This window comes from Nocardia halotolerans (genome assembly GCF_042650145.1).
Classification (GTDB): domain Bacteria; phylum Actinomycetota; class Actinomycetes; order Mycobacteriales; family Mycobacteriaceae; genus Nocardia; species Nocardia halotolerans.
Window position 1 is genome coordinate 149949 of record NZ_JBHSDL010000006.1, and the last position, 23070, is coordinate 173018.

22 protein-coding genes are annotated in these 23070 nt (G+C 68.5%); 18 read left to right on the top strand and 4 right to left on the bottom strand.

All coding sequences use genetic code 11. The annotated features are described in order from the left end of the window. Positions 1 to 65 precede the first annotated feature (65 nt). Entirely contained in the window at positions 66 to 974 is a 909-nt protein-coding gene (locus ACFO5K_RS06210; RefSeq protein ID WP_378557088.1) for a rhomboid family intramembrane serine protease, read from the bottom strand. 216 nt (positions 975 to 1190) lie between these two features. Here ACFO5K_RS06210 and ACFO5K_RS06215 point away from each other — a divergent pair, with 216 nt between their 5' ends. From ACFO5K_RS06215 to ACFO5K_RS06265, 11 genes are all read left to right on the top strand, one after another. Then, positions 1191 to 2684, top strand: a complete 1494-nt coding sequence (locus tag ACFO5K_RS06215) for an FAD-dependent oxidoreductase (protein ID WP_378557091.1) — start codon at positions 1191 to 1193, stop codon at positions 2682 to 2684. 287 nt (positions 2685 to 2971) lie between these two features. Continuing rightward, positions 2972 to 3748: a helix-turn-helix transcriptional regulator gene (locus ACFO5K_RS06220; RefSeq protein ID WP_378557699.1), complete on the top strand. Its 777-nt coding sequence runs from the start codon at positions 2972 to 2974 to the stop codon at positions 3746 to 3748. Then, the gene (sufB, locus tag ACFO5K_RS06225; protein ID WP_378557094.1) at positions 3745 to 5181 is read left to right on the top strand and encodes a Fe-S cluster assembly protein SufB; all 1437 of its coding nucleotides are present in this window, start codon (positions 3745 to 3747) and stop codon (positions 5179 to 5181) included. The genes ACFO5K_RS06220 and sufB overlap by 4 nt, the downstream gene beginning before the upstream one ends. Next, positions 5181 to 6359, top strand: coding sequence for a Fe-S cluster assembly protein SufD (gene sufD / locus ACFO5K_RS06230; protein ID WP_378557097.1), 1179 nt, complete (start codon positions 5181 to 5183; stop codon positions 6357 to 6359). The genes sufB and sufD overlap by 1 nt, the downstream gene beginning before the upstream one ends. A gap of 47 nt (positions 6360 to 6406) precedes the next feature. Beyond that, entirely contained in the window at positions 6407 to 7174 is a 768-nt protein-coding gene (gene sufC, locus ACFO5K_RS06235) for a Fe-S cluster assembly ATPase SufC (protein ID WP_378557100.1), read from the top strand. Between the two features lie 7 nt (positions 7175 to 7181). Next, entirely contained in the window at positions 7182 to 8444 is a 1263-nt protein-coding gene (locus ACFO5K_RS06240; RefSeq protein WP_378557103.1) for a cysteine desulfurase, read from the top strand. Positions 8445 to 8447: 3 nt separating this feature from the next. Further along, entirely contained in the window at positions 8448 to 8924 is a 477-nt protein-coding gene (gene sufU, locus ACFO5K_RS06245) for a Fe-S cluster assembly sulfur transfer protein SufU (RefSeq protein ID WP_378557106.1), read from the top strand. Continuing rightward, positions 8924 to 9316, top strand: a complete 393-nt coding sequence (locus tag ACFO5K_RS06250; RefSeq protein WP_378557109.1) for a metal-sulfur cluster assembly factor — start codon at positions 8924 to 8926, stop codon at positions 9314 to 9316. Before sufU ends, ACFO5K_RS06250 begins: the two co-directional genes overlap by 1 nt. A gap of 144 nt (positions 9317 to 9460) precedes the next feature. Next, positions 9461 to 9895: a DUF4189 domain-containing protein gene (locus ACFO5K_RS06255; protein ID WP_378557120.1), complete on the top strand. Its 435-nt coding sequence runs from the start codon at positions 9461 to 9463 to the stop codon at positions 9893 to 9895. Between the two features lie 155 nt (positions 9896 to 10050). Further along, complete coding sequence (locus ACFO5K_RS06260) at positions 10051 to 10479, top strand: DUF4189 domain-containing protein (protein WP_378557123.1); 429 nt, start codon at positions 10051 to 10053, stop codon at positions 10477 to 10479. A 94-nt stretch (positions 10480 to 10573) separates the two neighbouring features. Next, entirely contained in the window at positions 10574 to 10939 is a 366-nt protein-coding gene (locus tag ACFO5K_RS06265; protein ID WP_378557126.1) for a hypothetical protein, read from the top strand. Between the two features lie 13 nt (positions 10940 to 10952). Here ACFO5K_RS06265 and ACFO5K_RS06270 read toward each other — a convergent pair whose 3' ends face one another. Next, positions 10953 to 11576 carry a TetR/AcrR family transcriptional regulator gene (locus ACFO5K_RS06270; RefSeq protein ID WP_378557129.1) on the bottom strand — a complete coding sequence of 208 codons (624 nt, stop codon included), beginning with the start codon at positions 11574 to 11576 and terminating at the stop codon, positions 10953 to 10955. 155 nt (positions 11577 to 11731) lie between these two features. Between ACFO5K_RS06270 and ACFO5K_RS06275 the strand changes: the two genes are divergently transcribed. The 3 genes from ACFO5K_RS06275 to gdhA all read left to right on the top strand — a co-directional run bounded on the left by ACFO5K_RS06275 (position 11732) and on the right by gdhA (position 15416). Beyond that, on the top strand, positions 11732 to 13063 hold the full coding sequence (locus ACFO5K_RS06275) for a PucR family transcriptional regulator (RefSeq protein WP_378557132.1): 1332 nt from the start codon (positions 11732 to 11734) through the stop codon (positions 13061 to 13063). A 207-nt stretch (positions 13064 to 13270) separates the two neighbouring features. After that, positions 13271 to 13858 (top strand): NADAR family protein, encoded by a 588-nt coding sequence (locus ACFO5K_RS06280; RefSeq protein ID WP_378557135.1) that lies wholly within the window; start codon positions 13271 to 13273, stop codon positions 13856 to 13858. 208 nt (positions 13859 to 14066) lie between these two features. Continuing rightward, the gene (gdhA, locus tag ACFO5K_RS06285) at positions 14067 to 15416 is read left to right on the top strand and encodes an NADP-specific glutamate dehydrogenase (RefSeq protein WP_378557138.1); all 1350 of its coding nucleotides are present in this window, start codon (positions 14067 to 14069) and stop codon (positions 15414 to 15416) included. Between the two features lie 8 nt (positions 15417 to 15424). Here gdhA and ku read toward each other — a convergent pair whose 3' ends face one another. Then, positions 15425 to 16330: a non-homologous end joining protein Ku gene (ku, locus tag ACFO5K_RS06290; RefSeq protein WP_378557141.1), complete on the bottom strand. Its 906-nt coding sequence runs from the start codon at positions 16328 to 16330 to the stop codon at positions 15425 to 15427. A 137-nt stretch (positions 16331 to 16467) separates the two neighbouring features. Here ku and ACFO5K_RS06295 point away from each other — a divergent pair, with 137 nt between their 5' ends. After that, positions 16468 to 17547, top strand: coding sequence for a lycopene cyclase family protein (locus ACFO5K_RS06295; RefSeq protein WP_378557144.1), 1080 nt, complete (start codon positions 16468 to 16470; stop codon positions 17545 to 17547). Between the two features lie 139 nt (positions 17548 to 17686). Further along, complete coding sequence (locus ACFO5K_RS06300; protein ID WP_378557147.1) at positions 17687 to 20068, top strand: MMPL family transporter; 2382 nt, start codon at positions 17687 to 17689, stop codon at positions 20066 to 20068. A gap of 61 nt (positions 20069 to 20129) precedes the next feature. Here the strand turns inward: ACFO5K_RS06300 and ACFO5K_RS06305 are convergent, their stop codons facing one another. Next, positions 20130 to 20894 (bottom strand): SDR family oxidoreductase, encoded by a 765-nt coding sequence (locus tag ACFO5K_RS06305; RefSeq protein WP_378557150.1) that lies wholly within the window; start codon positions 20892 to 20894, stop codon positions 20130 to 20132. Between the two features lie 153 nt (positions 20895 to 21047). Between ACFO5K_RS06305 and ACFO5K_RS06310 the strand changes: the two genes are divergently transcribed. Together ACFO5K_RS06310 and ACFO5K_RS06315 are read left to right on the top strand one after the other, a co-directional pair. Next, positions 21048 to 22679, top strand: a complete 1632-nt coding sequence (locus tag ACFO5K_RS06310) for an ABC-F family ATP-binding cassette domain-containing protein (RefSeq protein ID WP_378557153.1) — start codon at positions 21048 to 21050, stop codon at positions 22677 to 22679. A 116-nt stretch (positions 22680 to 22795) separates the two neighbouring features. Next, positions 22796 to 23068 (top strand): helix-turn-helix domain-containing protein, encoded by a 273-nt coding sequence (locus tag ACFO5K_RS06315; RefSeq protein ID WP_378557156.1) that lies wholly within the window; start codon positions 22796 to 22798, stop codon positions 23066 to 23068. Positions 23069 to 23070: the final 2 nt, after the last annotated feature.

A 23070-nucleotide genomic window follows, 5' to 3' on the forward strand; every position in this document is an offset into this window, starting at 1 on the left:
GTCCCGGGCGCGGTCCACGCTCGGCCGGTCAGTGCGCCGCCGCGACCTGGGCGAACCCGCGAAGCCTAGGGGACCGTGATGACGGTGGGCGGCACCGGCGGCAGCTGCGAGTGCACCTGCACCGTCGCGACGACCGCCACGAGCAGACACAGCGCCGCGACCCCGCCGAGGCAAGCCCAGCCGATCCGCCGCGCCGCCTCCGGAGTGCGTGCGGACAGCCACGCGGGTGCGAACAGGATGCCCAGCGCGCTGAGTGTGCCCGCCGCCAGGCCACCGAGGTGGCCCCACAGCGAAATGCCGGGCAGCGACACACTGATCAGCACGTTCACGCCGATCACGACCAGCATCGGGGTGGGGCTCTGCCGCAGCCGGATCAAGGTCACCGTGACCGCGCCGAACAGGCCGTACACCGCGCCCGAAGCGCCCGCGGTGGCGGTGATCGGGTCCGACAACAGCATCACCGCGGCCGACCCGCCCAGCAGGGAGAGCAGGTAGACGCAGCCATAGCGCACTCGGCCCAGCACCTTCTCCAGGTCGCGGCCGACGATGTAGAGGGCGAACATGTTGACCAGCAGGTGGATCGCGCCGTAGTGCAGGAAGCCCGAACCCAGCAGCCGCCACCACTGGCCGTCGGCCACCAGCAGCGGCACCAGCACGAAGTCCCCGAACAATGCCGAGCCGCGGAAGTTGTCCATCGGGTCGCCCGCTTGGGCGGCGGTGAGCACGTAGACGAGCACGTTGATCGCGATCAGCCCGTAGGTGACGTAGGGCACCGCCACTCCGACCGGGCCACCGCCTACGGTGCGCGCCTGGCGCACGTCGCGCTGCCCCTGGCGCACGCAGTCCACGCAGTGCTGCCCGACCGCGGCCGGGCGCAGGCACTCAGGACAGGCGGGCCGCCCGCAGCGCGTACAGGCGAGTCCGGTAGGTCGATCGGGGTGGCGGACACACGAGGGTGTGGGCGGGTTGGACACGCTGCCATCGTGCCATGCGGCGCCGAGCGCGGCGGGGGAGCCGCATGGCTGCCACCGTTGCTGTGCGGCCGGGCGCGAGTCGCGGTCGGACGGGCCGTGACGGCAAGGCAGCCGCCGTCACCTCCGCGGCCGGGTGAGAGCCGCGTGCCCCAAGGATCATCCGACTGGTTGGGAGTGTTCTCGTTTCGGTTGCGCCGGCCGGGCTATGTCCGGGACATGACGTCACTGTGGTTGAACCATGCCGAGGTCCCCGCCCGACTACGTCTCACCCCGGGCTCCCGGTACGACACCGTGGTCATCGGTGCCGGGCTGGTCGGGCTGGCGACGGCGTTGTTGCTGGCCGAAGACGGTCGTGAGGTGGCGGTGCTCGAGGCGAAACGGGTCGGGGCGGGCACCACCGTCTCCTCGACGGCCAAGATCTCGGTACTGCAGGGCACCAGAGGCCAGACCATCGCGCGGCGGCACGGCATCGCGACGTTGGCGCGCTATGCCACGGCCAATCTCGCGGGCCTGGACTGGTTGCTCAACTTCTGCGCCGAACACGACGTCAGCGCCCAGCGGGTGGCGGCGCTGACCTACGCTCAGCACGCTGGTGAGAAGGCCGCCGTGCGCGCCGAGCTCGACGCCACGCGCGCCGCCGGTCTGCCCACGGAGTTCGTCGACGATCTCGACGTGCCCTACCCGTTCCACGGCGCGGTCCGGTTGCGTGAGCAGGCCCAGGTCGACCCGATGGCGCTGCTGGCGGCGCTGGCCGCGCAGGTCGAGTCGCACGGTGCCCCGATCTTCGAGTCCACGCGCGCGCAGAGCCTGCACCACCGCGACGACGAGGTCGTCATCGGCACCGAACACGGGGAGGTGACCGCGTCCGACGTGGTGGTGGCCACCGGTACCCCGATCTTCGACCGCGGTGGCTTCTTCGCCCGGCTCACCGCGCAGCGCTCCTATCTGGCGGCGTTCCGGGCGCCCGGCCCGGTGCCGCAGGAGATGTTCGTCAGCGCGGGGGCGCCCATCCGATCGATGCGGGTGTTCCCGGCTCCGGACGGTGAGGTCCTGCTCGTCGGTGGCAGCGGCCACGACGTGGGCCGCGAACAGTCCGCGAACACCCACGTCCAGGAATTGCTCGACTGGACCGGGCGATGGTTCCCCGGCGCGGAGCTGCTCTACCGGTGGTCGGCCCAGGACTATCACCCGGTGGGCGAACTGCCCTACGTCGGCCCGCTGCTACCCGGCCGTGACAACGTTCTGGTGGCCACCGGTTTCGCGAAGTGGGGCCTGACCAACGGCGCGGCCGCCGCGCTCGCCCTGTTCGGCCGCCTGACCGGAAACCGCCCGCCCTGGGCCGAGACCCTGGCCACCTGGCGCCCCGGCGACGTGGCCTCGGTGCCCGCTGGCGCCCGAGTCAACGCCACCGTGGCCCAATACCTGTCCACCGGCTGGCTACACCTCATCGGCGCGGGCGAACACACGGTCCCCCCGGAAGGCTGCGGCCGCATCCAACGCCACGGCCTCCACCCCACCGCGGTAGCCACCGTCGACGGCAAAACCACCGAAGTCTCAGCCATCTGCCCCCACCTCTACGGCATAGTCCACTGGAACGACGCCGAACGCACCTGGGACTGCCCCCTCCACGGCTCCCGCTTCACCCCCCAGGGCACCGTCATAGAAGGCCCAGCCACCCACCCCCTCGCTCCCCGGAAACTGGGCGATTGACCACTAGGCTCTGAGGTAAGTATCGCCCGAGAGGGGACAGCCACGAGAGCCTGGTGATCGGCCGTTCAGGCTTCTGGTATGTGGATGGGCGGGTGTGCGATGGGTCACCGGTGCGGGGTGGGGGCGGTTGGGGTGTGAGGGCTGCACCTGGGGTTTTGGTGGGGGTGCGGGTTCGGTGGGGAAGCTCTTCGCAGGTCAGGGGAGCCTTGGGTAGGGGACCCTTATTAGATTTAGGGAAGTAATTCCGCCACACTGGTGTTGTGAAAACCGTGGGTTTGCGGACAGATATGGAAGGGACCGGGCGTAAAACGGCCGGTGCCCGGAGCTCTGCTGTGCCCGCTGCGACCGCGCACGAGGGCCAGACTCGGGCGGCCATCGTCCAGTTGCTGCTCGAACAGGGGCCGATCACCGCTACCGCGATCGGTGCCGAGCTCGGGCTCGCGCCCGCCGGGGTGCGCAGGCACCTCGACGCGCTCATCGACGCCGGTCAGGCTCGGGCGAACCGGTCCGCGCCGTGGCAGCAGAAAGGCCGCGGCAGGCCCGCCAAGCAGTACCAGCTCACCGCGGCCGGACGCGGCAACCTCGGACACGCCTACGACGATCTGGCCGGGGCGGCGATCCGCCAACTCGGGGAGCTCGGTGGCGACGCGGCGATCAGCGAATTCGCGCGCCGGCGGGTACGCACCATCGTCGACGGGATCGAACCGGTCGACGAACACACCGCGCCGGTGATCGAGGCCAAGGTCGAAGAGATCGCCGAAGCGTTCGCCGACGCCGGATTCGCCGCGACGACCCGCCAGGTCGGGGCCGGCGTGCAGATATGCCAACATCATTGCCCGGTGGCCCACGTGGCCGAAGAGTTCCCGCAGCTGTGCGCGGCCGAACTGGACGCATTCCGCGACCTGCTCGGCACGCACGTGCAGCGCCTCGCGACCATCGCCAACGGCGATTGCGCGTGCACCACCCATGTGCCGCTGGCTGCGGTGCCGAAGAAAGCTTCCCCCTCAACCGCCGCACAGCCCGCGGCGGGACGAACGAACGACTCCGGAAGGAGTGCCGAATGACGACAACCACCGACCAGGTGCAACCGCTCACCCAGGACGAAACGATCGCCTCGCTGGGCAACTACGGTTACGGCTGGGCCGATTCGGATGTGGCCGGTGCCAGCGCACAACGTGGCCTGTCGGAGGCTGTCGTCCGCGACATCTCGGCCAAGAAGAGCGAGCCGGACTGGATGCTCGACATCCGCCTCAAGGCCCTGCGCATCTTCGATCGCAAGCCCATGCCGAACTGGGGTTCCGACCTCGGTGGCATCGACTTCGACAACATCAAGTATTTCGTGCGCTCGAGCGAGAAGCAGGCCGAGACCTGGGAAGACCTGCCCGAGGACATCAAGAACACCTACGACAAGCTGGGCATCCCCGAGGCCGAGAAGCAGCGCCTGGTCTCCGGTGTCGCCGCGCAGTACGAGTCCGAGGTCGTCTACCACTCGATCCGTGAGGACCTCGAGAAGCAGGGCGTGCTGTTCCTCGACACCGACACCGCGCTGCGCGAGCACCCCGAGGTCTTCAAGAAGTACTTCGGTTCGGTGATCCCCGCCGGTGACAACAAGTTCTCCGCGCTCAACACCGCCGTGTGGTCGGGTGGCTCGTTCATCTACGTGCCGCCGGGCGTGCACGTCGACATCCCGCTGCAGGCCTACTTCCGGATCAACACCGAGAACATGGGCCAGTTCGAGCGGACGCTGATCATCGTCGACGAGGACGCCTACGTCCACTACGTCGAGGGCTGCACCGCGCCGATCTACAAGTCCGACTCGCTGCACTCCGCGGTCGTGGAGATCATCGTGAAGAAGGGCGGCCGCTGCCGCTACACGACCATCCAGAACTGGTCGAACAACGTCTACAACCTGGTCACCAAGCGCGCCAAGGCCGAGGCGGGCGCCACCATGGAGTGGGTCGACGGCAACATCGGCTCCAAGGTCACCATGAAGTACCCGGCGGTCTGGATGACCGGTGAGCACGCGCACGGCGAGGTCCTCTCCGTCGCGTTCGCCGGCCCCGGCCAGCACCAGGACACCGGCGCCAAGATGCTGCACCTGGCCCCGCACACCTCCTCGACCATCGTGTCGAAGTCGGTGGCGCGTGGCGGTGGGCGCGCGTCGTACCGCGGTCTGGTCCAGGTCAACAAGGGCGCCTACGGCTCCAAGTCGACCGTGAAGTGTGACGCGCTGCTGGTCGACACGATCAGCCGCTCCGACACCTACCCCTACGTCGACATCCGCGAGGACGACGTGACCATGGGGCACGAGGCCACGGTCTCGAAGGTGTCCGAGGACCAGCTGTTCTACCTGATGAGCCGTGGTCTGTCCGAGGACGAGGCGATGGCGATGGTGGTGCGCGGCTTCGTTGAGCCGATCGCCAAGGAACTGCCGATGGAATACGCGTTGGAATTGAACCGGCTCATCGAGCTGCAGATGGAAGGGGCCGTGGGCTGATGTCGACGCTCGAGACGCCGATCCAGAATCCCGGCGCGGGCGCCGCGATCAACAAGGGCGAGGTCTTCACCTCGTTCGATGTGGACGCCTTCGAGGTCCCGTCGGGTCGCGACGAGGCGTGGCGGTTCACTCCGCTGCGCCGTCTGCGCGGCCTGCACGACGGCACCGCGGTGCGCGACGGACAGGCCACCGTCGAGGTGAGCGAGGTCGCCGGTGTCACCGTGGAAACGGTGGACCGCACCGACGCCCGCCTCGGCCAGGCCGGCACCCCCGCCGATCGCGTCGCCGCTCAGGCCTATTCGGGCTTCGAGACCGCGACCGTGATCACCGTCGGCAAGGAGACCGAGGTCTCGGATCCGGTCACCGTGACCATCACGGGCCCCGGCGAGGGCAAGACCGCTTACGGTCACCTGCAGGTGCGCCTGGACGCGTTCGCCGTGGCCACCGTGGTCATCGACCAGCGTGGCAGCGGCACCTACGCCGAGAACGTGGAGTTCGTGCTCGGTGACAGTGCCAAGCTCACCGTCGTCGCCGTCCAGGAATGGGCCGACGACGCCGTGCACGCCACCGCGCATCACCTGAAGCTGGGCCGTGACGCGAACCTGCGCCACGTGTCGGCGACGCTGGGTGGCAACCTGGTGCGCCTCACCGGCACCGTGCGCTACGCCGGTCCGGGCGGGCAGGCCGAACTGTTCGGCCTGTACTTCGCCGACGCCGGTCAGCATTTCGAGCAGCGGCTGCTGGTGGATCACTCCGAGCCCAACTGCAAGTCCGATGTGCTGTACAAGGGTGCGCTGCAGGGCGACCCGGCCTCACCCAAGGGTGACGCCCGCACGGTCTGGGTCGGCGACGTGCTGATCCGCGTGGCCGCGGAGGGCACCGACACCTACGAGGCCAACCGCAACCTGGTGCTCACCGACGGCGCCCGCGCCGATTCGGTGCCGAACCTCGAGATCGAGACCGGCGAGATCGCCGGTGCCGGACACGCCAGTGCCACCGGCCGCTTCGATGACGAGCAGCTGTTCTACCTGCGTGCGCGCGGCATCCCCGAAGATGTCGCCCGCCGCCTGGTGGTGCGTGGCTTCTTCTTCGAGATCATCCAGAAGGTCACGGTCCCCGAGGTCCGGGAGCGGCTCGAGGCGGCCATCGAGGCCGAACTCGCCACTGTCGGTATCTGAGACCACGACCTGACTCCCCAAAAACTTCCACGAAGGATTCGAATTCGATGACCACCTTGGAAATCAAGGACCTGCAAGCCGAGATCACCACTCCCGAGGGTGAGTCCAAGCAGATCCTCAACGGCGTGAACCTCACCGTGAAGTCGGGCGAGACGCACGCCATCATGGGCCCCAACGGCTCGGGTAAGTCCACGCTGTCCTACGTGATCGCGGGCCACCCGAAGTACACCGTCACCCAGGGCACGATCACCCTCGACGGCGAGAACGTGCTCGACATGTCGGTCGACGAGCGTGCCCGGGCCGGGCTGTTCCTGGCCATGCAGTACCCGGTGGAGGTCCCCGGCGTCTCGATGTCGAACTTCCTGCGTACCGCCGCCACCGCCGTGCGCGGCGAGGCGCCCAAGCTGCGCACCTGGGTCAAGGAGGTGAAGGAGTCGATGAAGGAACTCGACATCGACTCGGCCTTCGCCGACCGCTCGGTGAACGAGGGCTTCTCCGGTGGCGAGAAGAAGCGTCACGAGGTGCTGCAGCTGGGTCTGCTCAAGCCGAAGATCGCGATCCTCGACGAGACCGACTCCGGCCTCGACGTCGACGCGCTGCGCATCGTCTCCGAGGGCGTGAACAGCTACAAGGAGCGCGAAGACGGCGGCGTGCTGCTGATCACCCACTACACCCGCATCCTGCGCTACATCAAGCCCGACTTCGTGCACGTGTTCATCAACGGCCGCATCGTCGCCGAGGGCGGCGCGGAGCTGGCCGAGGAACTCGACGCGAACGGCTACGAGCGCTTCACACCTACGACCACCGGAGCCTGAGGCGACGATGACCGCTGTCTCTGTGTCGGGTCCGGCCCTCGATGTCGCCCGGATCCGAGCCGACTTCCCCATCCTGAACCGCACGGTTCGGGACGGGAAGCCGTTGGTGTACCTGGATTCCGGTGCGACCTCGCAGCGTCCGCTGCAGGTGCTCGACGCCGAGCGTGAGTTCCTGCTCACCCGTAACTCGGCGGTGCACCGCGGCGCGCATCAGCTGGCCGAAGAGGCGACCGACTCCTACGAGGACGCGCGCGTGGACATCGCGCGCTTCGTCGGCGCCGACGCGGGCGAGATCGTGTTCACCAAGAACGCGACCGAGTCGCTGAACCTGGTGGCCAACGCGTTCGGTGACGACCGGTTCCCCCACAAGGTGGGCCCGGGCGACGAGATCGTGATCACCGAGCTCGAGCACCACGCGAATCTCGTTCCGTGGCAGGAGCTCGCGCGTCGCACCGGTGCCACGCTGAAGTGGTACGGGCTCACCGACGACGGCCGCATCGACCTGGATTCGCTCGAACTGTCGTCGGCGACCAAGGTTCTCGCCTTCACCCACCAGTCCAATGTGACCGGTGCGGTGGCCCCGGTGGCCGAATTGGTGCGCCGGGCGCAGGCCGTCGGTGCGCTGGTCGTGCTCGACGCCTGCCAGTCGGTGCCGCACGCGGCGGTGGACTTCCGGGAGCTCGGTGTCGATTTCGCCGCGTTCTCCGGTCACAAGATGCTCGGCCCGATGGGTGTGGGCGGACTGTACGGTCGCCGTGCGCTGCTCGAGCAGGTGCCGCCGTTCATCACCGGTGGGTCGATGATCGAGACCGTCACCATGGAGAAGACCACCTACGCGCCGCCGCCGCAGCGTTTCGAGGCCGGCACCCCGATGACCTCACAGGTCGTCGGCCTGGCCGCCGCGGTGCGCTATCTCGAGGATCTCGGCATGGACGCGGTCGCCGCCCACGAGCACGCGCTCACCGGCGCGGCGCTCGAGGGTCTCGGCGCGATCGAGGGTGTGCGGATCATCGGGCCCACCGAGAACGTGGACCGTGGTGGCGCGGTGTCGTTCGTGGTCGACGGGGTGCACGCGCACGATGTGGGCCAGATCCTCGACGACCAGGGTGTCGCCATCCGGGTCGGGCACCACTGCGCGTGGCCGTTGCACCGCAAGTTCGGTATCGCGGCCACCGCACGCGCGTCTTTCGCGGTCTACAACACACTCGACGAGGTCGACGCACTGGTCACGGCCGTGCGGAAGGCCCAGACCTTCTTCGGAGTTGTCTGAGTCATGCGCATGGAGCAGATGTACCAGGAAGTGATCCTGGATCACTACAAGCACCCACACCACCGGGGGTTGCGGGATCCGTTCGGTGCCGAAGTGCACCACGTGAACCCGACCTGTGGTGACGAGGTGACCCTGCGGGTGCACATCGACGGTGCGGGCGAAGTCGCCGATGTGTCCTATGACGGCCAGGGTTGTTCGATCAGTCAGGCCGCCACCTCGATCCTCACCGATCAGGTGATCGGGCTGCCGGTGCAGCAGGCGCTGAAGGTGGTCGACTCGTTCAGCGAGATGATCTCGAGCCGCGGCGCCGTCGAAGGCGACGAGGACATGATCGGCGACGGCATCGCCCTCGCCGGTGTCGCCAAGTACCCCGCGCGCGTGAAGTGCGCACTGCTGGGGTGGATGGCGTTCAAGGACGCCGTCGTGCAGATCGCCTCGGCCGAAGATGCCAAGCCTGCCATGGGAAATGGGGAAGCGTGATGAGTGAGACCAAGGCCGATGACGCCACGACCGAAACCGCCGCGCGCACTCCCGAAGCGGAGTTGACGCCCGAGCAGATCCAGCACATCGCCGACCTCGAAGAGGCCATGCGCGATGTCGTCGACCCCGAACTCGGGATCAATGTCGTCGACCTGGGCCTGGTCTACGGCCTGTCCGTCGACGACGACAACATCTGCACTCTCGACATGACGCTCACCTCGGCGGCCTGCCCGCTGACCGACGTCATCGAGGACCAGTCCCGCAACGCGCTGGTGCGCAGCGGCCTGGTCGAGGACCTGAAGATCAACTGGGTCTGGATGCCCCCGTGGGGCCCGGACAAGATCACCGACGACGGCCGCGAACAGTTGCGCGCGCTCGGTTTCACCGTCTAGCAGTACTTTTCACCGCAGGCCCGGATCCGCACGGATCCGGGCCTGTGGTGTCTCACCGGCGCTTTCGAGTGGCGCCCGGCACCCATCGGTGGTTGGCTGGACTGTTCCGGACTTCCGGAGCAGTTTCCAGAGGAGAATTTTCGAATGAGTTTCATGGGTAAGGTCGGCTTCGCGGTCGCGGGGCTGGGCCTTGCGGCCGGGTCGGTGCTCGGCGCCGGTCCGGCGGACGCGGCCGGCGACCAGTGGGCCGCGTACGGATTCAGTGATCTGCAGCACGGCACCTGGGCTGCGGTGAACGCCGACAGCGAGGAAGCGGCAATAGCGTGGGTGCTCGAGCAGTGCGGCGGTGGGCCGGACTGCACGATCCTCAACTCGTGGGCCAACGGTTGTGGCGCCATCGTGCACAGCAACGAGGGCTGGATCACCGCGGCATCGGGACGCGACCGTGGTGAGGCGGTGCGAAACGCCGTCGACAAGCTGGCGAAAGACGCCCCGATGGCGCAACTGGCCAACTTCGGTTCGTCGGATCTGAGCGGTACCACGGTCGTCGACGTGATGTGCACGCAGAACGCGAGCTGACCTCGCGGTGTACCGGGCCGGACCGCTGCGTTCGTGATCATGCGCAGACCGCCACACTGTGACACTTCCCGGCCCGGTTTTGCTCTCGGCGGTCAGCCGGTGATGATCTTGAAGGTTCCGGGCATCCGGAACTGTTTCCAAAGGAGAATTTTCGAATGAGTTTCATGGGTAAGGTCGGCTTCGCCGTCGCGGCGTTCGGCCTTGCGGCCGGTTCCGTGCTCGGCGCCGGTTCGGCGAGCGCGGCAGGCGACCAGTGGGCCTCGATCGCGCTGAGCGACAGCCAGGCGATCTACGGCATCGGCGTCAACGAGGCGAGTGCCGATGCGGCGCGCGCCGCCGCGATCGCGGACTGCCACCTGTCGGACTGCCGGGTGGTCAAGACCTGGGCCAACGGTTGCGGCGTGATGGTCCAGAGTGAGAACACCCTGGCGTGGGCGACGGGTGCGACGCGCGCCGACGCCGAGCGCAAGGCCTACGAGAACCTGGCGGAGCGGCATCCGGCCGCGCTGCTGGCCAACACCGGTTCGGCCGGCCTGAGCGGCACGGTTCTCGTCGACGCGATCTGCACCGCGAACGCACGCTGATCGTCCCCCGGGTACTCGGGCCCGGATCCTCTCGTGGGATCCGGGCCCGTGGTGTCTCGACACCCGGACACCGGAAGCAGGCGATGATGGAGCCATGGTCGACGACAGCACCGCGCAGCGGATGAAGCACGCCCTGGTCGGTGGGCTCGCCGCCATCGTGCTGGCCCCGGCCGCGGCGGCGGTGACGGCCACCGTCTATCGCTTCCCGGTCCCGATGGTCGGCTACACCAGCGGGTTCGGGGGTGCGCTCACCGCCGCGGTGGGCAGCGTGTTCTACCTGGTACTCGGCGGTGCGCTGGTGCTGGGAGCGCTCGGCGCGGTGGGTGGCTACGTGGCTGTCGGCCCGAAGCGCCCGGCCGGCGCGGGCACATACGCCCTGGCTGTCCTCATCGGGCTGGGCGTCGCTGTCGCCGGTGCCGTCGCGCTGGCATTGCTCGAGTACGTCATCGGGCCCTGGTGACAGCGCGCACCGGTCACACCGGTTCGGTGACGGTGGCCAGCCAGGCGCCGATCATGTCGGCGGTGTGGTCGATGACCACATCACGGTCCAGGCCCTCGTCTTCCATCTCGACCGAACGCAGGGCGGTCGCGAAACCGGCGTTGAGCACCACGAACGCCATGATGTCGATGTCCACGCCCCTGGTCGGTCCGAGCAGCGAGATCAGGTACAGCTTGATGATCATGCGCAACCGTGGCTCGAATTCGGGGATGCCGCTGCCGTAGAAGTGCAGGTCGGCGACGAGCGCGCGGACCAGTGGTCCGTTGGCGACGAGGATTTCGACCGCCGTGCGGATCACGTCGGCCACCGCATCGCGTGGGCTCATGTCGGCGGCGACGGTGAGCAGCTTGCTGTATCGCTGTTCGACCTGCAGGAACAGCCCGTCGGTGAGCTCCTTGACGATCTCGTCGCGGTCGGTGAAGTACCGGTACAGCGTGCCGATGCTCATGCCCGCCTCGGCGGCGATCCGGTTGGTGGAGGTGTTGCCGATACCGCGGGTGCCGAAAAGCTGAGCGGATACCTCGAGAATGCGGGTCCGCGTTTCCTTCGCCCGGTCCTGTTTGGGTCGTTTGCGCTGCTTATCGGGTTGCACTGGCATCGGATGACCTCGGTGGAAAGAGGAGTAGAAGGTGAGCAGTCACTCACCCTACAGTCATGTTCACCGAGAAACCGGAGTGCGGGCCATCACAGTCGCTCGCGCACCGGAAGATTGACACCGCCGGCGGCACCGGGCGGGTGTGAAAGGAGTCGACGATGACGATCCCACTGGACGCGATGACGATGTGGCAGCCCCTGCGCGACGTGCGGGGGTTGACCGGCACGCTGGTCGGCCACTTCGTGGACAACGTGGCCACCTGCCGCACACTGCCGGGGGATGCGATCTCCGGCGACATCACCACCGTCACGCGCATGTGCCTGGAAATCGTGAGCGGCATGCTCGACGGGCGCGACGAGGCAGCCAAGCTGCACCGGCTCTCGATCGCCGCGGCCGACTGGGCCCGTGAGGGCGTGCCGATCGACACCATCCTGCACGCCTTCCACGAGGGGTTCCGGCTCGGCTTCGACGCGGTGTGCGCGGGAGCCGCCGACGGCGACCGCACCAACCTGATCGACGAATTCCGCCGGTGCGCGGCCATTTCCGACCTGCTGTGCACCACGGTGGCCCGCGCCTACATCCGTGAGCACCGTGAGATCGCCGGCGAACACCACACGGCCGTGCACACGCTCACCTCCGCGCTGCTGGCCGGGCAACAGACCAGCACGATGGCGCGCGAGTGCGGTGTCACCGTGGCGCAGGCGTATTCGGTGGTGGCGCTGTCGATTCCCGAACATCCCGACGAGCGCGACCCGCGCCTGAACGCGGCCGTGGTGGCCCGGCGCAAGCTGCGCAGGGTGCAGGCCGCGCTGGCGCATCAGTGCGGCGAACAGGTGCTGTCGCTGCTGTCGGTGGACGGGGGCACCCTGCTGGTTCCGGCCGAGCTGCTGGTGGGCGAACAACTCGACACGCTGATCGAGGCGCTGTCGCGGGCGGCGCGCGTGGAGGTGATGGCGGCTCTGGTGCCCGCGCCCACCGACGAGATCCCCGACGCCACCCAGCGCGCGCACGAACTGCTCGACATGGTCGAGCGGCTGGACTGCGCGCCCGGTCTCTACCGTTTCGGTGACCTGGCCCTGGAATACCAGCTCACCCGCCCCGGGCCGGGCCGCGCCCGCCTCGGTGAACTGCTGACACCGCTGGACAAGCACCCGGAACTCTACGAAACCCTGCGAGTGCACATCGCCAACAACATGAACCGGCAGCGCACCGCCCGGTTGCTGCACATCCACACCAACACCGTCGACTACCGCTTGCGCCGCGTCGCCCAGCTCACCGGGCTGGATCCGGCGCAGGCAGCGGGGTTGTGGCAGTTGCGTTCGGCGATGATCGCGCGCAGCTTCCACACCGGACCGACGGTCACCGCCGAGTCGCTCGGACCCGACGCGTTCGCCGCCCCCGTCGGGGTGGGCGCCGGCCGGGCCCGCCGGCGACGGTCGGAGACCCGGCCCCGTCCGTCGCCGGACCCGGTCGGGGTGCGCTCGGCGTAGTCATCGACCCCGCACTCACCGCCAGGCCACTCCGGCGGCCGGAGCAGGCACGCACATCGCCCGCGGCGAAACACCCGGCACGGGCGGTAGCGGAGTGCGGCGGTCAGGTCACGTCGACGATGCGCCGACGCCGGTGGTCGACCGTAATCGCCTCGCGCAGAGCGCCTTCGCACCCCTATCGTTGCCTGACCGAAACCAGGAGGGGCGATGCCAGTCGAATCGGTAGAAGAGTTGCGCGAGGCGATCGCACAGGGCGCTGTACCGAAGTACCTGCTGTTCTGGGGGCACAGTCCTCGCCGTGACGCGACGATCGGGTCGAGTTGCCTGAGCCAGTGGTGGCCGGCGAGTTTCGTCGTCGACGGAGTGGACTTCGCCACCGCCGAGCACTACATGATGTGGCGAAAGGCGCTGCTGTTCGGTGACGCCGACATCGCCACCCGGGTACTCGAGGTGGCGCATCCGAGCGAAGCCAAGAACCTCGGCAGGCGCGTGCGCAACTTCGACGAGCAGGTCTGGGATCGGGCGCGTTTCGACATCGTTGTGGCCGGTAGCGTAGCCGAGTTCGGGCAGGACGAGGCGCTGGGTGGCTATCTGGCCGGCACCGCGGGCCGGGTGCTGGTGGAAGCGAGTCCGATGGACCGGGTCTGGGGGATCGGGCTGACCGCCGACGATCCACGGGCCGCCGATCCGGCGCGCTGGCGGGGCCTGAATCTGTTGGGGTTCGCGTTGATGCGGGCGCGCGGCGAGCTGATCGCGGCGCACGATCGTGGTGTGGCGGGAACTCCGAGCTCCTGACCGGTTGTGTCGGGTGTGGCGGGTCGATCGGGGCGGCGCTGCCCCGGCGCGAAACCGATGCGTGTCCGAACCTCACCACCGGTGCGGCTAGCCTGTGAGGCATGGCCGGGAATGTCCGGATGACCGACATCCTCGGGGTGACAGCCGGTGCCGTGTGCGCGCACGCGGTCCGGCCGCGGAGGCAACGACAACGACAAGGAGTCCACGGGTGGCTGTCCTGGACGCGAAGCTGAGCGACATCTACGACGAGGTGTTGCATCGCAACCCCGGCGAATCCGAGTTCCACCAGGCGGTTCGCGAGGTGCTCGACAGCCTCGGCCCCGTCGTCGCCAAGCACCCGCAGTACGCCGACGCGGCCGTGATCCGCCGGTTGTGTGAGCCCGAACGCCAGATCATCTTCCGGGTGCCGTGGGTCGATGATTCCGGCAACGTGCAGATCAATCGGGGCTTCCGGGTGGAGTTCAATTCCGCGCTCGGCCCGTACAAGGGCGGGCTGCGCTTCCACCCGTCGGTCTACCTGGGCATCGTGAAGTTCCTGGGCTTCGAGCAGATCTTCAAGAACTCGCTGACCGGACTACCCATCGGTGGCGGCAAGGGCGGTTCGGATTTCGACCCGAAGGGCCGCTCGGAGGGCGAGGTGATGCGCTTCTGTCAGGCGTTCATGACCGAGCTCTACCGGCACCTCGGCGAACACACCGACGTCCCGGCCGGTGACACCGGAGTGGGTGGCCGCGAGATCGGCTACCTGTTCGGCCAGTACAAACGGATCACCAACCGCTACGAGTCCGGTGTACTCACCGGCAAGGGCCTGTCCTGGGGTGGTTCGCAGGTGCGCCGCGAGGCCACCGGTTACGGCGCGGTCTACTTCGTCAACGAGATCCTCGCCGCGGCGGGCCGGTCGCTCGAAGGCCAGCGCGTGGTGGTGTCGGGCTCGGGCAATGTCGCCATCTACGCGATCGAGAAGGTCCACGAACTCGGCGGCACCGTGGTGGGGTGCTCGGATTCCAGCGGTTACGTCGTCGACGAGCAGGGCATCGATCTCGAACTGCTCAAGGAGATCAAGGAGGTCCAGCGCGGCCGGATCGCCGACTACGCCGAGGCCCGCTCGCGGACGGCGCGATTCGTCCCGGGGGGTTCGCTGTGGGAGGTGCCCTGCGATATCGCCCTGCCGTGCGCGACCCAGAACGAACTCGACGGCGCCGACGCGGGCAAGCTCATCGCCAACGGTTGCCGGATCGTCGCCGAGGGCGCCAACATGCCGTGCAGGCCGGACGCGGTGCGGTTGTTCGGCGAGGCCGGGGTGATCTTCGCGCCCGGTAAAGCGGCCAACGCCGGCGGCGTGGCGACCAGCGCGCTCGAGATGCAGCAGAACGCCTCGCGCGACTCGTGGACCTTCGAGCACACCGAGGAGCGGCTGGCCGAGATCATGCGCGGCATCCACGATCGTTGCCTGGCCACCGCCGACGAGTACGGCGTACCGGGCAACTATGTGGCGGGCGCCAACATCGGCGGCTTCATCCAGGTCGCGGACGCGATGCTGGCCCTGGGCGTCATCTGAGCGGTACCTCAGGCGCCCTTGCGGGTCTGGGATTTGCTCGCGGTTGATTTGCTCGCCGACTTGCGGGGCGCGGACTTCTTGGCGGCGGCCTTTTTGGCCGGCTTCTTCTTCGGCGCGGATTCACCCTCGCCGCGGCCGCTGGCCGCCAAGCTGCGCTGCAATGCCGCGACCAGGTCGACCACTTCGGCGTCGGCCTGTTCGGCGGGTTCGGCGGCGGCGGATTCCACCTTGCCCGACCCGCTGGCAATGGCCTCGTCGAGCAACTTCTGCAATTCGATCTGGTATTCGTCGGTGTAGTCGCCGGGGTCGAAGTCACCCGACATCGATTCGACGAGGGTTTCGGCCATTTTCAATTCCTGTGGGCGCGGCGCCGGGGCGTCCTCGAGTGACGGAAAATCGACGGCGCGCACCTCGTCGGGCCACAGCAGCGTCTGCAGCACCAGTACCCCTTCGCGCACTCGCAGCGCCGCCAGCCGGGTCTTCTGGCGCAGTGTGAAGTGCACGAGCGCGGTCTTGTCGATGCGTTCGAGGGTGGCCGCCAGCAGCTGGTACGCCTTGGGAGTGGCCGAATCGGGTTCGAGGTAGTAGCTCTTGTCGAACAGCACCGGGTCGATCTGATCGGAGGGCACGAATTCCAGTACCGGGATCTCGTGCTTCTCCGCCGCGGGCAATTTCGAGAAGTCGGTATCGGTGAGCACCACCTGGTCACCGTCGGGGGAGACGTAGGCCTTGTCGATATCGGAATACTGCACCGATTTACCGCACACCTGACAGACACGGTCGTATTTGATCCGGCCGCCGTCCTCGGCGTGGACCTGATGGAACCGGATGTCGTGGTCCTCGGTCGCGGTATACACCTTGACCGGGACATTGACCAGCCCGAAAGCGATCGAGCCTTTCCAGATCGACCTCATGCCACCATCATTACCGATAGCTGTGGCCGCCGGGAGAAAGCGATGCCGAACCGGTGCGCCGCCGTAACCCGCCGTCACTTGAAATCATTGTGGGCACCGAGTGGGGCCGGTGGCATTCGATCTGATCGAATCTTGGCGTGCGTACCGATCTGATCGTTTGCGGGCTCGGCCCAGCGGGGCGGGCCGTCGCCCACCGCGCGGTGGTTCACGGCCTGTCGGTGCTCGCGATCGACCCGCGCCCCGAGCGGGTGTGGACACCGACCTACGCGGCGTGGGCCGACGAGCTGCCCGGCTGGCTCGACCCGGCGGCGGTCGCGGCGACCGTGGCGGTGCCGAGGGCGTGGGCGCTGCGCGAGCATCGGATCGAGCGCGCGTACCGGGTGCTCGACACGGCGGGGTTGCAGCGGTCGCTGACGCTGGACGGGGTGCGGGTGATCGCGGACCGGGTGGTGGCGGCAAACAGGCAGGGGGTCCGCACCGCGAGCGGGGCGGTGTACAGCGGGCGGGTGGTCGATGCGCGTGGGCTCGCGCGCGCACCGGAGCGCGCCGAGCAGACCGCCTACGGCGTGGTCGTGGACCGGCAGCGGCTCACCGCCGCCCCGCCTGCGGTGTTCATGGACTGGCGACTCGACAACGGGGCCGCCGCCGACGAACCGGCCTCGTTCCTCTACGCGGTGCCGCTGGGCGCGGACACGATGCTGTTCGAGGAGACCTGCCTCGTGGGCCGGCCGGCGCTCGCGCCCACGGTGCTGCGCGATCGGCTCGCGCATCGGTTGCGGGTGCGTGGCATCGACCTCGACGGCACCGAACCGGTTGAACGAGTGCGGTTCCCGGTGCAGGGCGGGCGTCCCGGCGATGGACGCTACGGCGCCGCGGGCGGTCTTGTCCATCCCGCCACCGGGTACAGCGTTGCCGCCTCGCTCGCCGCCGCCGACACCGTCGTCGCGGGTGAGCGGCGGTGGCCGGCGCGGTCACGCGCGGTGGCCGCGCTGCGGCGGGCCGGCCTGCGCGCCCTGTTGAGACTGCCGCCGCGCGATGTCCCGGTCTTCTTCGAGGCCTTCTTCGGTTTGCCGGCGCCCCGGCAGCACGCGTACCTCTCCGCCCACGACGACCTCCGCGGCACCCTCGCCGCCATGGCCTCCCTGTTCGCGGACCTGCCACCACACCTGCGGACCACGGTCATCTCCTCGGTTCTCGGCATAACGCACTCCGGCTGAAGCACAACGGGTTACCGGGTTCTCGCAGCCGGGGCGGGGACACCGTGAAGTTGCTACGATCTGCGGGCGAACGCGCCGACCCGCCATCAGGATCGGGCCGACGAGACGGGCCGACCACGGAAGCCCCGCACGTCGAAATGTGCGTGCCGCACTGTTGCTCGACCAGACAGGGGTATATCCGGTGTTCGAATTCACCAAGCGGCGTGGCCGCTGGGTGCTCGGTGTTTTCGCGGTGCTCGCGCTGGTGCTCGGTGCACTCGGCGCCACGCTGTTCGATCGCGTGGAGGGCGGCGGATATACCGACCCCGGCGGTGAGTCCAGCCGGGCCCTCACCGTGCTGCGCGAGGAGTTCGGACAGGGCACACCGAACCTGGTGCTGCTGGTGGACACCGAGAACTCCGTCGACGACCCCGAAACCACCGCCGCCGCCACGGCACTCGTGGCCAACCTGCACGAACGTGACGGTGTCACCGATGTGGTGTCCTACTGGACCACCCATCAGCCCGCGCTGCGCAGTGTCGACGGCAAGCGGGGCCTGATCGTGGCCAGTGTGCTCGGCGGCGAACGCGAAGTCGACGAACGGGTCGGCGCCGTCGCCGACGACCTGTCCGGCGAGCAGGGTGCGCTGCGGGTGCGCGTGGGCGGGTTCGCCATGCTCATGCACGAGACCGTCGAACAGAGCAAGACCGACATCATCAAGGGCGAGGCCATCGCGTTCCCGCTCACCCTGATCGCGCTGCTGTTCGTCTTCGGTGGTCTCGTCGCCGCCAGTCTGCCGATGCTCGTCGCCTTGGTCACCGTGCTCACCACGATGGGCGCGCTGTGGTTGCTCACCCTGTTCACCCCGCTGGCGGTCACCGCGACCAATGTGGCCAGCCTGCTCGGGCTCGGCCTCGCGATCGACTACAGCCTGCTGATCGTCAACCGGTACCGCGACGAACTCGGTGCCGGCCGCAGCCCGTCCGACGCGGTGGCGACCACCTTGCGCACCGCGGGCCGCACGGTCGCCTTCTCCGCGCTCACCGTGGCGGTCGCGCTGGCCGGGCTGCTGTTCTTCCCGCTGCTGGCGATCCGGTCGATGGGCTACGCGGGCATCATCGTCGCGGCCCTGGCGGCGCTGGTCTCGCTCACCGTGCTGCCCGCCACGTTGCTGTTGCTGGGCAACAACATCGACCGGGGCCAGCTCGGCTGGTGGTTCCTGCGCGCGCCGCGGCCCGCACCGGGGGAGGGTGCCTGGCACAAGCTGGCCACCGCGGTGATGCGCAAGCCGGTGCCGATCGGGCTCGCCGTGGCCGCGCTGCTGCTGTTGCTCGGCACCCCGTTCCTCGGTGTGCAACTGGGCTTCCCCGACGAGCGCACCCTGCCCGCGTCGATGACTTCGCGCCAGGTCACCGAGATCGTGCAGCGCGACTTCGGCGACAGTGATCAGCAGAGCCTGGTGGCCGTGCTGCCCGACAGTGCCTACAGCGCGAGCGGACTCGACGCCATCGCCCGCGAGATGTCGGATCTGGACCACGTGCGCCGCGTCGACACCGCCACCGGCAGCTATGTCCAGGGCGGGCTGTTCGCCGAGCCGACCGCACAGAACGCGCGCTTCCGCGTCGATCGTGCCGCTTATCTGTCGATCGTGCCCGCCACCACCGACACCGATGAACTGAACGCACTGGTCGGTCAGCTTCGCGCCCAGCAGGTTCCGAGTGAACTGCTGGTGGGCGGGGTCGCCGCGGCCAACGCCGATTCGATCGGCGCCATCGAGGACGCGCTGCCGTGGGCGATCGGGTTCGTGGTGGTCCTGATGCTGGTGGTGCTGTTCCTGCTCACCGGCAGCGTCGTGCTGCCCGTGCTGGCGGTGATCCTGAGCGCGCTCAGCCTCACCGCCGCCTTCGGCGCGCTGGTCTGGATCTTCCAGGACGGGCATCTGTCGGGTCTGCTGGGCTTCACCGCCACCGGTGATCTGGCCGCGACGGTGCCGGTGATGCTGTTCGCCGCCGCGTTCGGTCTGGCGATGGACTACCAGGTGTTCCTGCTCTCGCGCATCCGCGAGGAATACGACCGCACCGGTAAGAACGAGGCGGCCGTGGCGCTGGGGCTGGAACGGATCGGGCGCATCGTGACCGCCGCCGCGATTCTCATCTCGCTGGTGTTCCTCGGATTCCTGGCCTCCGACATCACCTTCATGAAGGCGTTCGGCATCGGCCTGCCGCTGGCGGTGCTCGTCGACGCCACCCTGGTGCGCGGGTTCCTGCTGCCTGCGGCGATGAAGGTGCTCGGCGACGCCAACTGGTACGCCCCGGAATTCCTGCGCCGCCTGCACGACCGGTTCGGGATGGACGAGGGCGGGGCGAAGCGGTCACGGCTGCCCGAACACGATGTGGCAGTGCGTGATCCGCTCGGGATGGCAGCGGGCAGAACGATGGTCGAGGATCCGGTCATCGTGGTCGATCCGCTCGCCAGGGCCGAGGCCGCCCGCGCGGAGGAAGCGCTGACGGCCGCGGCCGCCCGGCGCGACACCGCGGACTGAGCCGGCAGCGGCGGGGCGGGCAGCCGGAATCCGGTGCCCGCCCCGCCGTTTCGCGCAGAACTCAGATGCCGCCGGTGGCGAGCAGGCCGCCGTCCACGCGCACGCAGTCGCCGGTGATCCAGGCGGCCTCGTCGGAGGCCAGGAACGCGATCAGCCGCGCCACATCCTCCGGGACGCCGAGCCGCTTCATCGGGTACACGCTCGCCGCGCTCTCCTCGTCGGCGGAGTAGAGGGCATCGGCGAACTTGGTCTTGATCACGCCCGGCGCCACCGCGTTCACCCGGATCTTCGGGCCCAGCTGCCAGGCCAGCTCCTCGGTGAGCCGGATCAGGGCCGCTTTGGAGGCACCGTAGGCCGAGATCACCCCGGAGGACCGGATCCCGGCGACGCTGGCCACGTTGACCACCGCGCCACCGTGCTCACCCATCCACGCCCGGTAGGCCTGCTGGATGTAGCCCAGCGCCGCGACCACGTTCACGTCGAAGATCTTGCTCACCGCGCCGAGGTCGGCGTCCATCAGCGCGCCGTAGACCGGATTGATGCCGGTGTTGTTGATCAGGATGTCGAGCGAACCGAACTCGCTCACCGCGCGGGCGACGGCCTCGGCGCGGGCGTCGGCGTCGCCGGCGTTGCCCGCGACCGCACTCACCTGACCGGGATGGCCCAGTGCCCGCAGCTCGGTGGCCGCGGCTTCGAGTGGTTCGGGTTTACGGGCGGTGATCAGCACGTTCGCGCCTCGGCTCAGCAGCTCGGCCGCGGTCGCGAGGCCGATACCCCGGCTGGCTCCGGTGACGAGGGCGGTCCGGCCCAGTAGATCGGTAGTCATGCGAACAGAGTAACCACGCTCACAGTCGGCAACGCCGGGTTCGGCCGCGATATCGACCGGGCGGTAGAATTGGTGATTCTGGCCGAGTCGACGGTGCGCGACGCCTCGATACGGCGGCCACCGAATTCGCTTGCTACCTCGAGGAGAACACCTGTGATCACGGCGACCGACCTGGAGGTCCGGGCCGGAGTCCGCACCCTGCTCTCGGCCCCCGGGACGGCGCTGCGGGTGCAGTCCGGCGACCGGATCGGGCTGGTCGGGCGCAACGGTGCGGGCAAGACCACCACCCTGCGCATCCTGGCCGGCGAGGGTGAGCCCTACGCGGGCAAGATCACCCGCTCCACCGATATCGGCTACCTGCCCCAGGATCCCAAGGAAGGCGATCTCGATGTGGTGGCCCGCGACCGGGTGCTGTCCGCGCGCGGCCTGGACGTGCTGATGCGTGACATGGAAAAGCAGCAGCTGCGCATGGCCGAGGTGGCCGACGAGAAGGAACGCGAGAAGGCGATCCGCACCTACGGGCGCCTCGAGGATCAGTTCTCCTCGCTGGGCGGTTACGTCGCCGAGAGCGAGGCCGCCCGGATCTGCAACAGCCTGGGGCTGCCCGACCGCGTCCTCGATCAGCAGTTGCGCACCCTCTCCGGTGGTCAGCGCCGCCGTATCGAGCTCGCGCGCATCCTGTTCTCGGCCTCCGACGGCAGTGGTGGGCGTTCGGATCGCATCCTGCTGCTCGACGAACCGACCAACCACCTCGACGCCGACTCCATCACCTGGCTGCGCGGATTCCTGCAGAACCACGACGGTGGCCTGATCGTGATCAGCCACGATGTGGAACTGCTCGACGCGGTGGTGAACAAGGTGTGGTTCCTCGACGCGGTGCGCGGCGAGCCCGATGTGTACAACATGGGCTGGAAGAAGTACCTCGACGCGCGCGCCACCGATGAGCAGCGCCGGGTGCGCGAACGCGCGAACGCGGAGAAGAAGGCGGGTGCGTTGCGTCAGCAGGCCGCCAAGCTCGGCGCCAAGGCCACCAAAGCCGCTGCCGCGCATCAGATGGTGCGCCGGGCCGACCGGTTGATCGCCGAACTCGACGACGTGCGCGTGGCCGACAAGGTGGCCCGCATCCGCTTCCCCGAGCCTGCGGCGTGCAGCCGGACACCGCTGATGGTCAAGGATCTGACCAAGCTCTACGGTTCACTCGAGATCTTCACCGGCGTGAACTTCGCCGTCGACAAGGGCAGCCGGGTGGTGGTGCTCGGCCTCAACGGTGCCGGTAAGACCACCATGCTGAAACTGCTGGCCGGTGTCGAGACGCCCACCGCGGGTGGTGTCGAGCAGGGCCGTGGCCTCAAGGTCGGTTACTTCGCGCAGGAACACGACACCCTCGACGATCAGGCCACGGTCTGGGAGAACATCCGCAATGCCTCGCCCGACGCGGGCGAGCAGGAGCTGCGAAGTCTGCTGGGCGCGTTCATGTTCACCGGTCCGCAGCTCGAGCAGCCCGCGGGCACGCTCTCCGGTGGTGAGAAGACCCGGCTGGCGCTGGCCGGGCTGGTATCCTCGGCGGCGAACGTGCTGCTGCTCGACGAGCCCACCAACAACCTCGACCCGGTCTCGCGCGAACAGGTCCTCGACGCGCTGCGCACCTACGCCGGTGCGGTGGTGCTGGTGACCCACGATCCGGGTGCGGCCGAGGCGCTCAATCCCGAGCGGGTGATTTTGCTGCCCGACGGCACCGAGGACCACTGGTCGGCCGAGTACGCCGAGCTCATCGATCTGGCCTGACAGGTGTGTCGCGGCCGAACTCGCGGGTGATCGTGAGGTTCATCACTGTTTTTCGTTGATCACCGCGTGCGCAGTGTCTAGCCTGGAATGAGCTGCTCGGCGACTCGGAGGAAGCCATGAGCGACAGTGCGAGACAGGCCGCTCGGTCGGCCAAGGGTAAGACGACGTCCGGTAAGGCTGCGCTGGGTAAGGGCACCCGGGTCACCGGCAAATCCCGCGACCGGTTGCAGAACCAGCTCAAGAAGCAGTACGAGGCGGGCGCGAGCATTCGCGCGCTGGCCAGGTCGACCGGCCGCTCGTACGGCTTCATCCACAATGTGCTGGTCGAATCGCACGTCGAGCTGCGCGGGCGCGGCGGCGCCAATCGCCGCAAGAATCCGCCCGACTGAAC

Excerpts from the sequence above, each read along its gene's own strand:
- ACFO5K_RS06215 (WP_378557091.1), top strand. The coding sequence starts at position 1,191 with ATGACGTCACTGTGGTTGAACCATGCCGAGGTCCCCGCCCGACTACGT.
- ACFO5K_RS06220 (WP_378557699.1), top strand. The coding sequence starts at position 2,972 with ATGGAAGGGACCGGGCGTAAAACGGCCGGTGCCCGGAGCTCTGCTGTG.
- sufB (WP_378557094.1), top strand. The coding sequence starts at position 3,745 with ATGACGACAACCACCGACCAGGTGCAACCGCTCACCCAGGACGAAACG.
- sufD (WP_378557097.1), top strand. The coding sequence starts at position 5,181 with ATGTCGACGCTCGAGACGCCGATCCAGAATCCCGGCGCGGGCGCCGCG.
- sufC (WP_378557100.1), top strand. The coding sequence starts at position 6,407 with ATGACCACCTTGGAAATCAAGGACCTGCAAGCCGAGATCACCACTCCC.
- ACFO5K_RS06240 (WP_378557103.1), top strand. The coding sequence starts at position 7,182 with ATGACCGCTGTCTCTGTGTCGGGTCCGGCCCTCGATGTCGCCCGGATC.
- sufU (WP_378557106.1), top strand. The coding sequence starts at position 8,448 with ATGCGCATGGAGCAGATGTACCAGGAAGTGATCCTGGATCACTACAAG.
- ACFO5K_RS06250 (WP_378557109.1), top strand. The coding sequence starts at position 8,924 with ATGAGTGAGACCAAGGCCGATGACGCCACGACCGAAACCGCCGCGCGC.
- ACFO5K_RS06255 (WP_378557120.1), top strand. The coding sequence starts at position 9,461 with ATGAGTTTCATGGGTAAGGTCGGCTTCGCGGTCGCGGGGCTGGGCCTT.
- ACFO5K_RS06260 (WP_378557123.1), top strand. The coding sequence starts at position 10,051 with ATGAGTTTCATGGGTAAGGTCGGCTTCGCCGTCGCGGCGTTCGGCCTT.
- ACFO5K_RS06265 (WP_378557126.1), top strand. The coding sequence starts at position 10,574 with ATGGTCGACGACAGCACCGCGCAGCGGATGAAGCACGCCCTGGTCGGT.
- ACFO5K_RS06270 (WP_378557129.1), bottom strand. The coding sequence starts at position 11,576 with ATGCCAGTGCAACCCGATAAGCAGCGCAAACGACCCAAACAGGACCGG.
- ACFO5K_RS06275 (WP_378557132.1), top strand. The coding sequence starts at position 11,732 with ATGACGATCCCACTGGACGCGATGACGATGTGGCAGCCCCTGCGCGAC.
- ACFO5K_RS06280 (WP_378557135.1), top strand. The coding sequence starts at position 13,271 with ATGCCAGTCGAATCGGTAGAAGAGTTGCGCGAGGCGATCGCACAGGGC.
- ku (WP_378557141.1), bottom strand. The coding sequence starts at position 16,330 with ATGAGGTCGATCTGGAAAGGCTCGATCGCTTTCGGGCTGGTCAATGTC.
- ACFO5K_RS06305 (WP_378557150.1), bottom strand. The coding sequence starts at position 20,894 with ATGACTACCGATCTACTGGGCCGGACCGCCCTCGTCACCGGAGCCAGC.
- ACFO5K_RS06315 (WP_378557156.1), top strand. The coding sequence starts at position 22,796 with ATGAGCGACAGTGCGAGACAGGCCGCTCGGTCGGCCAAGGGTAAGACG.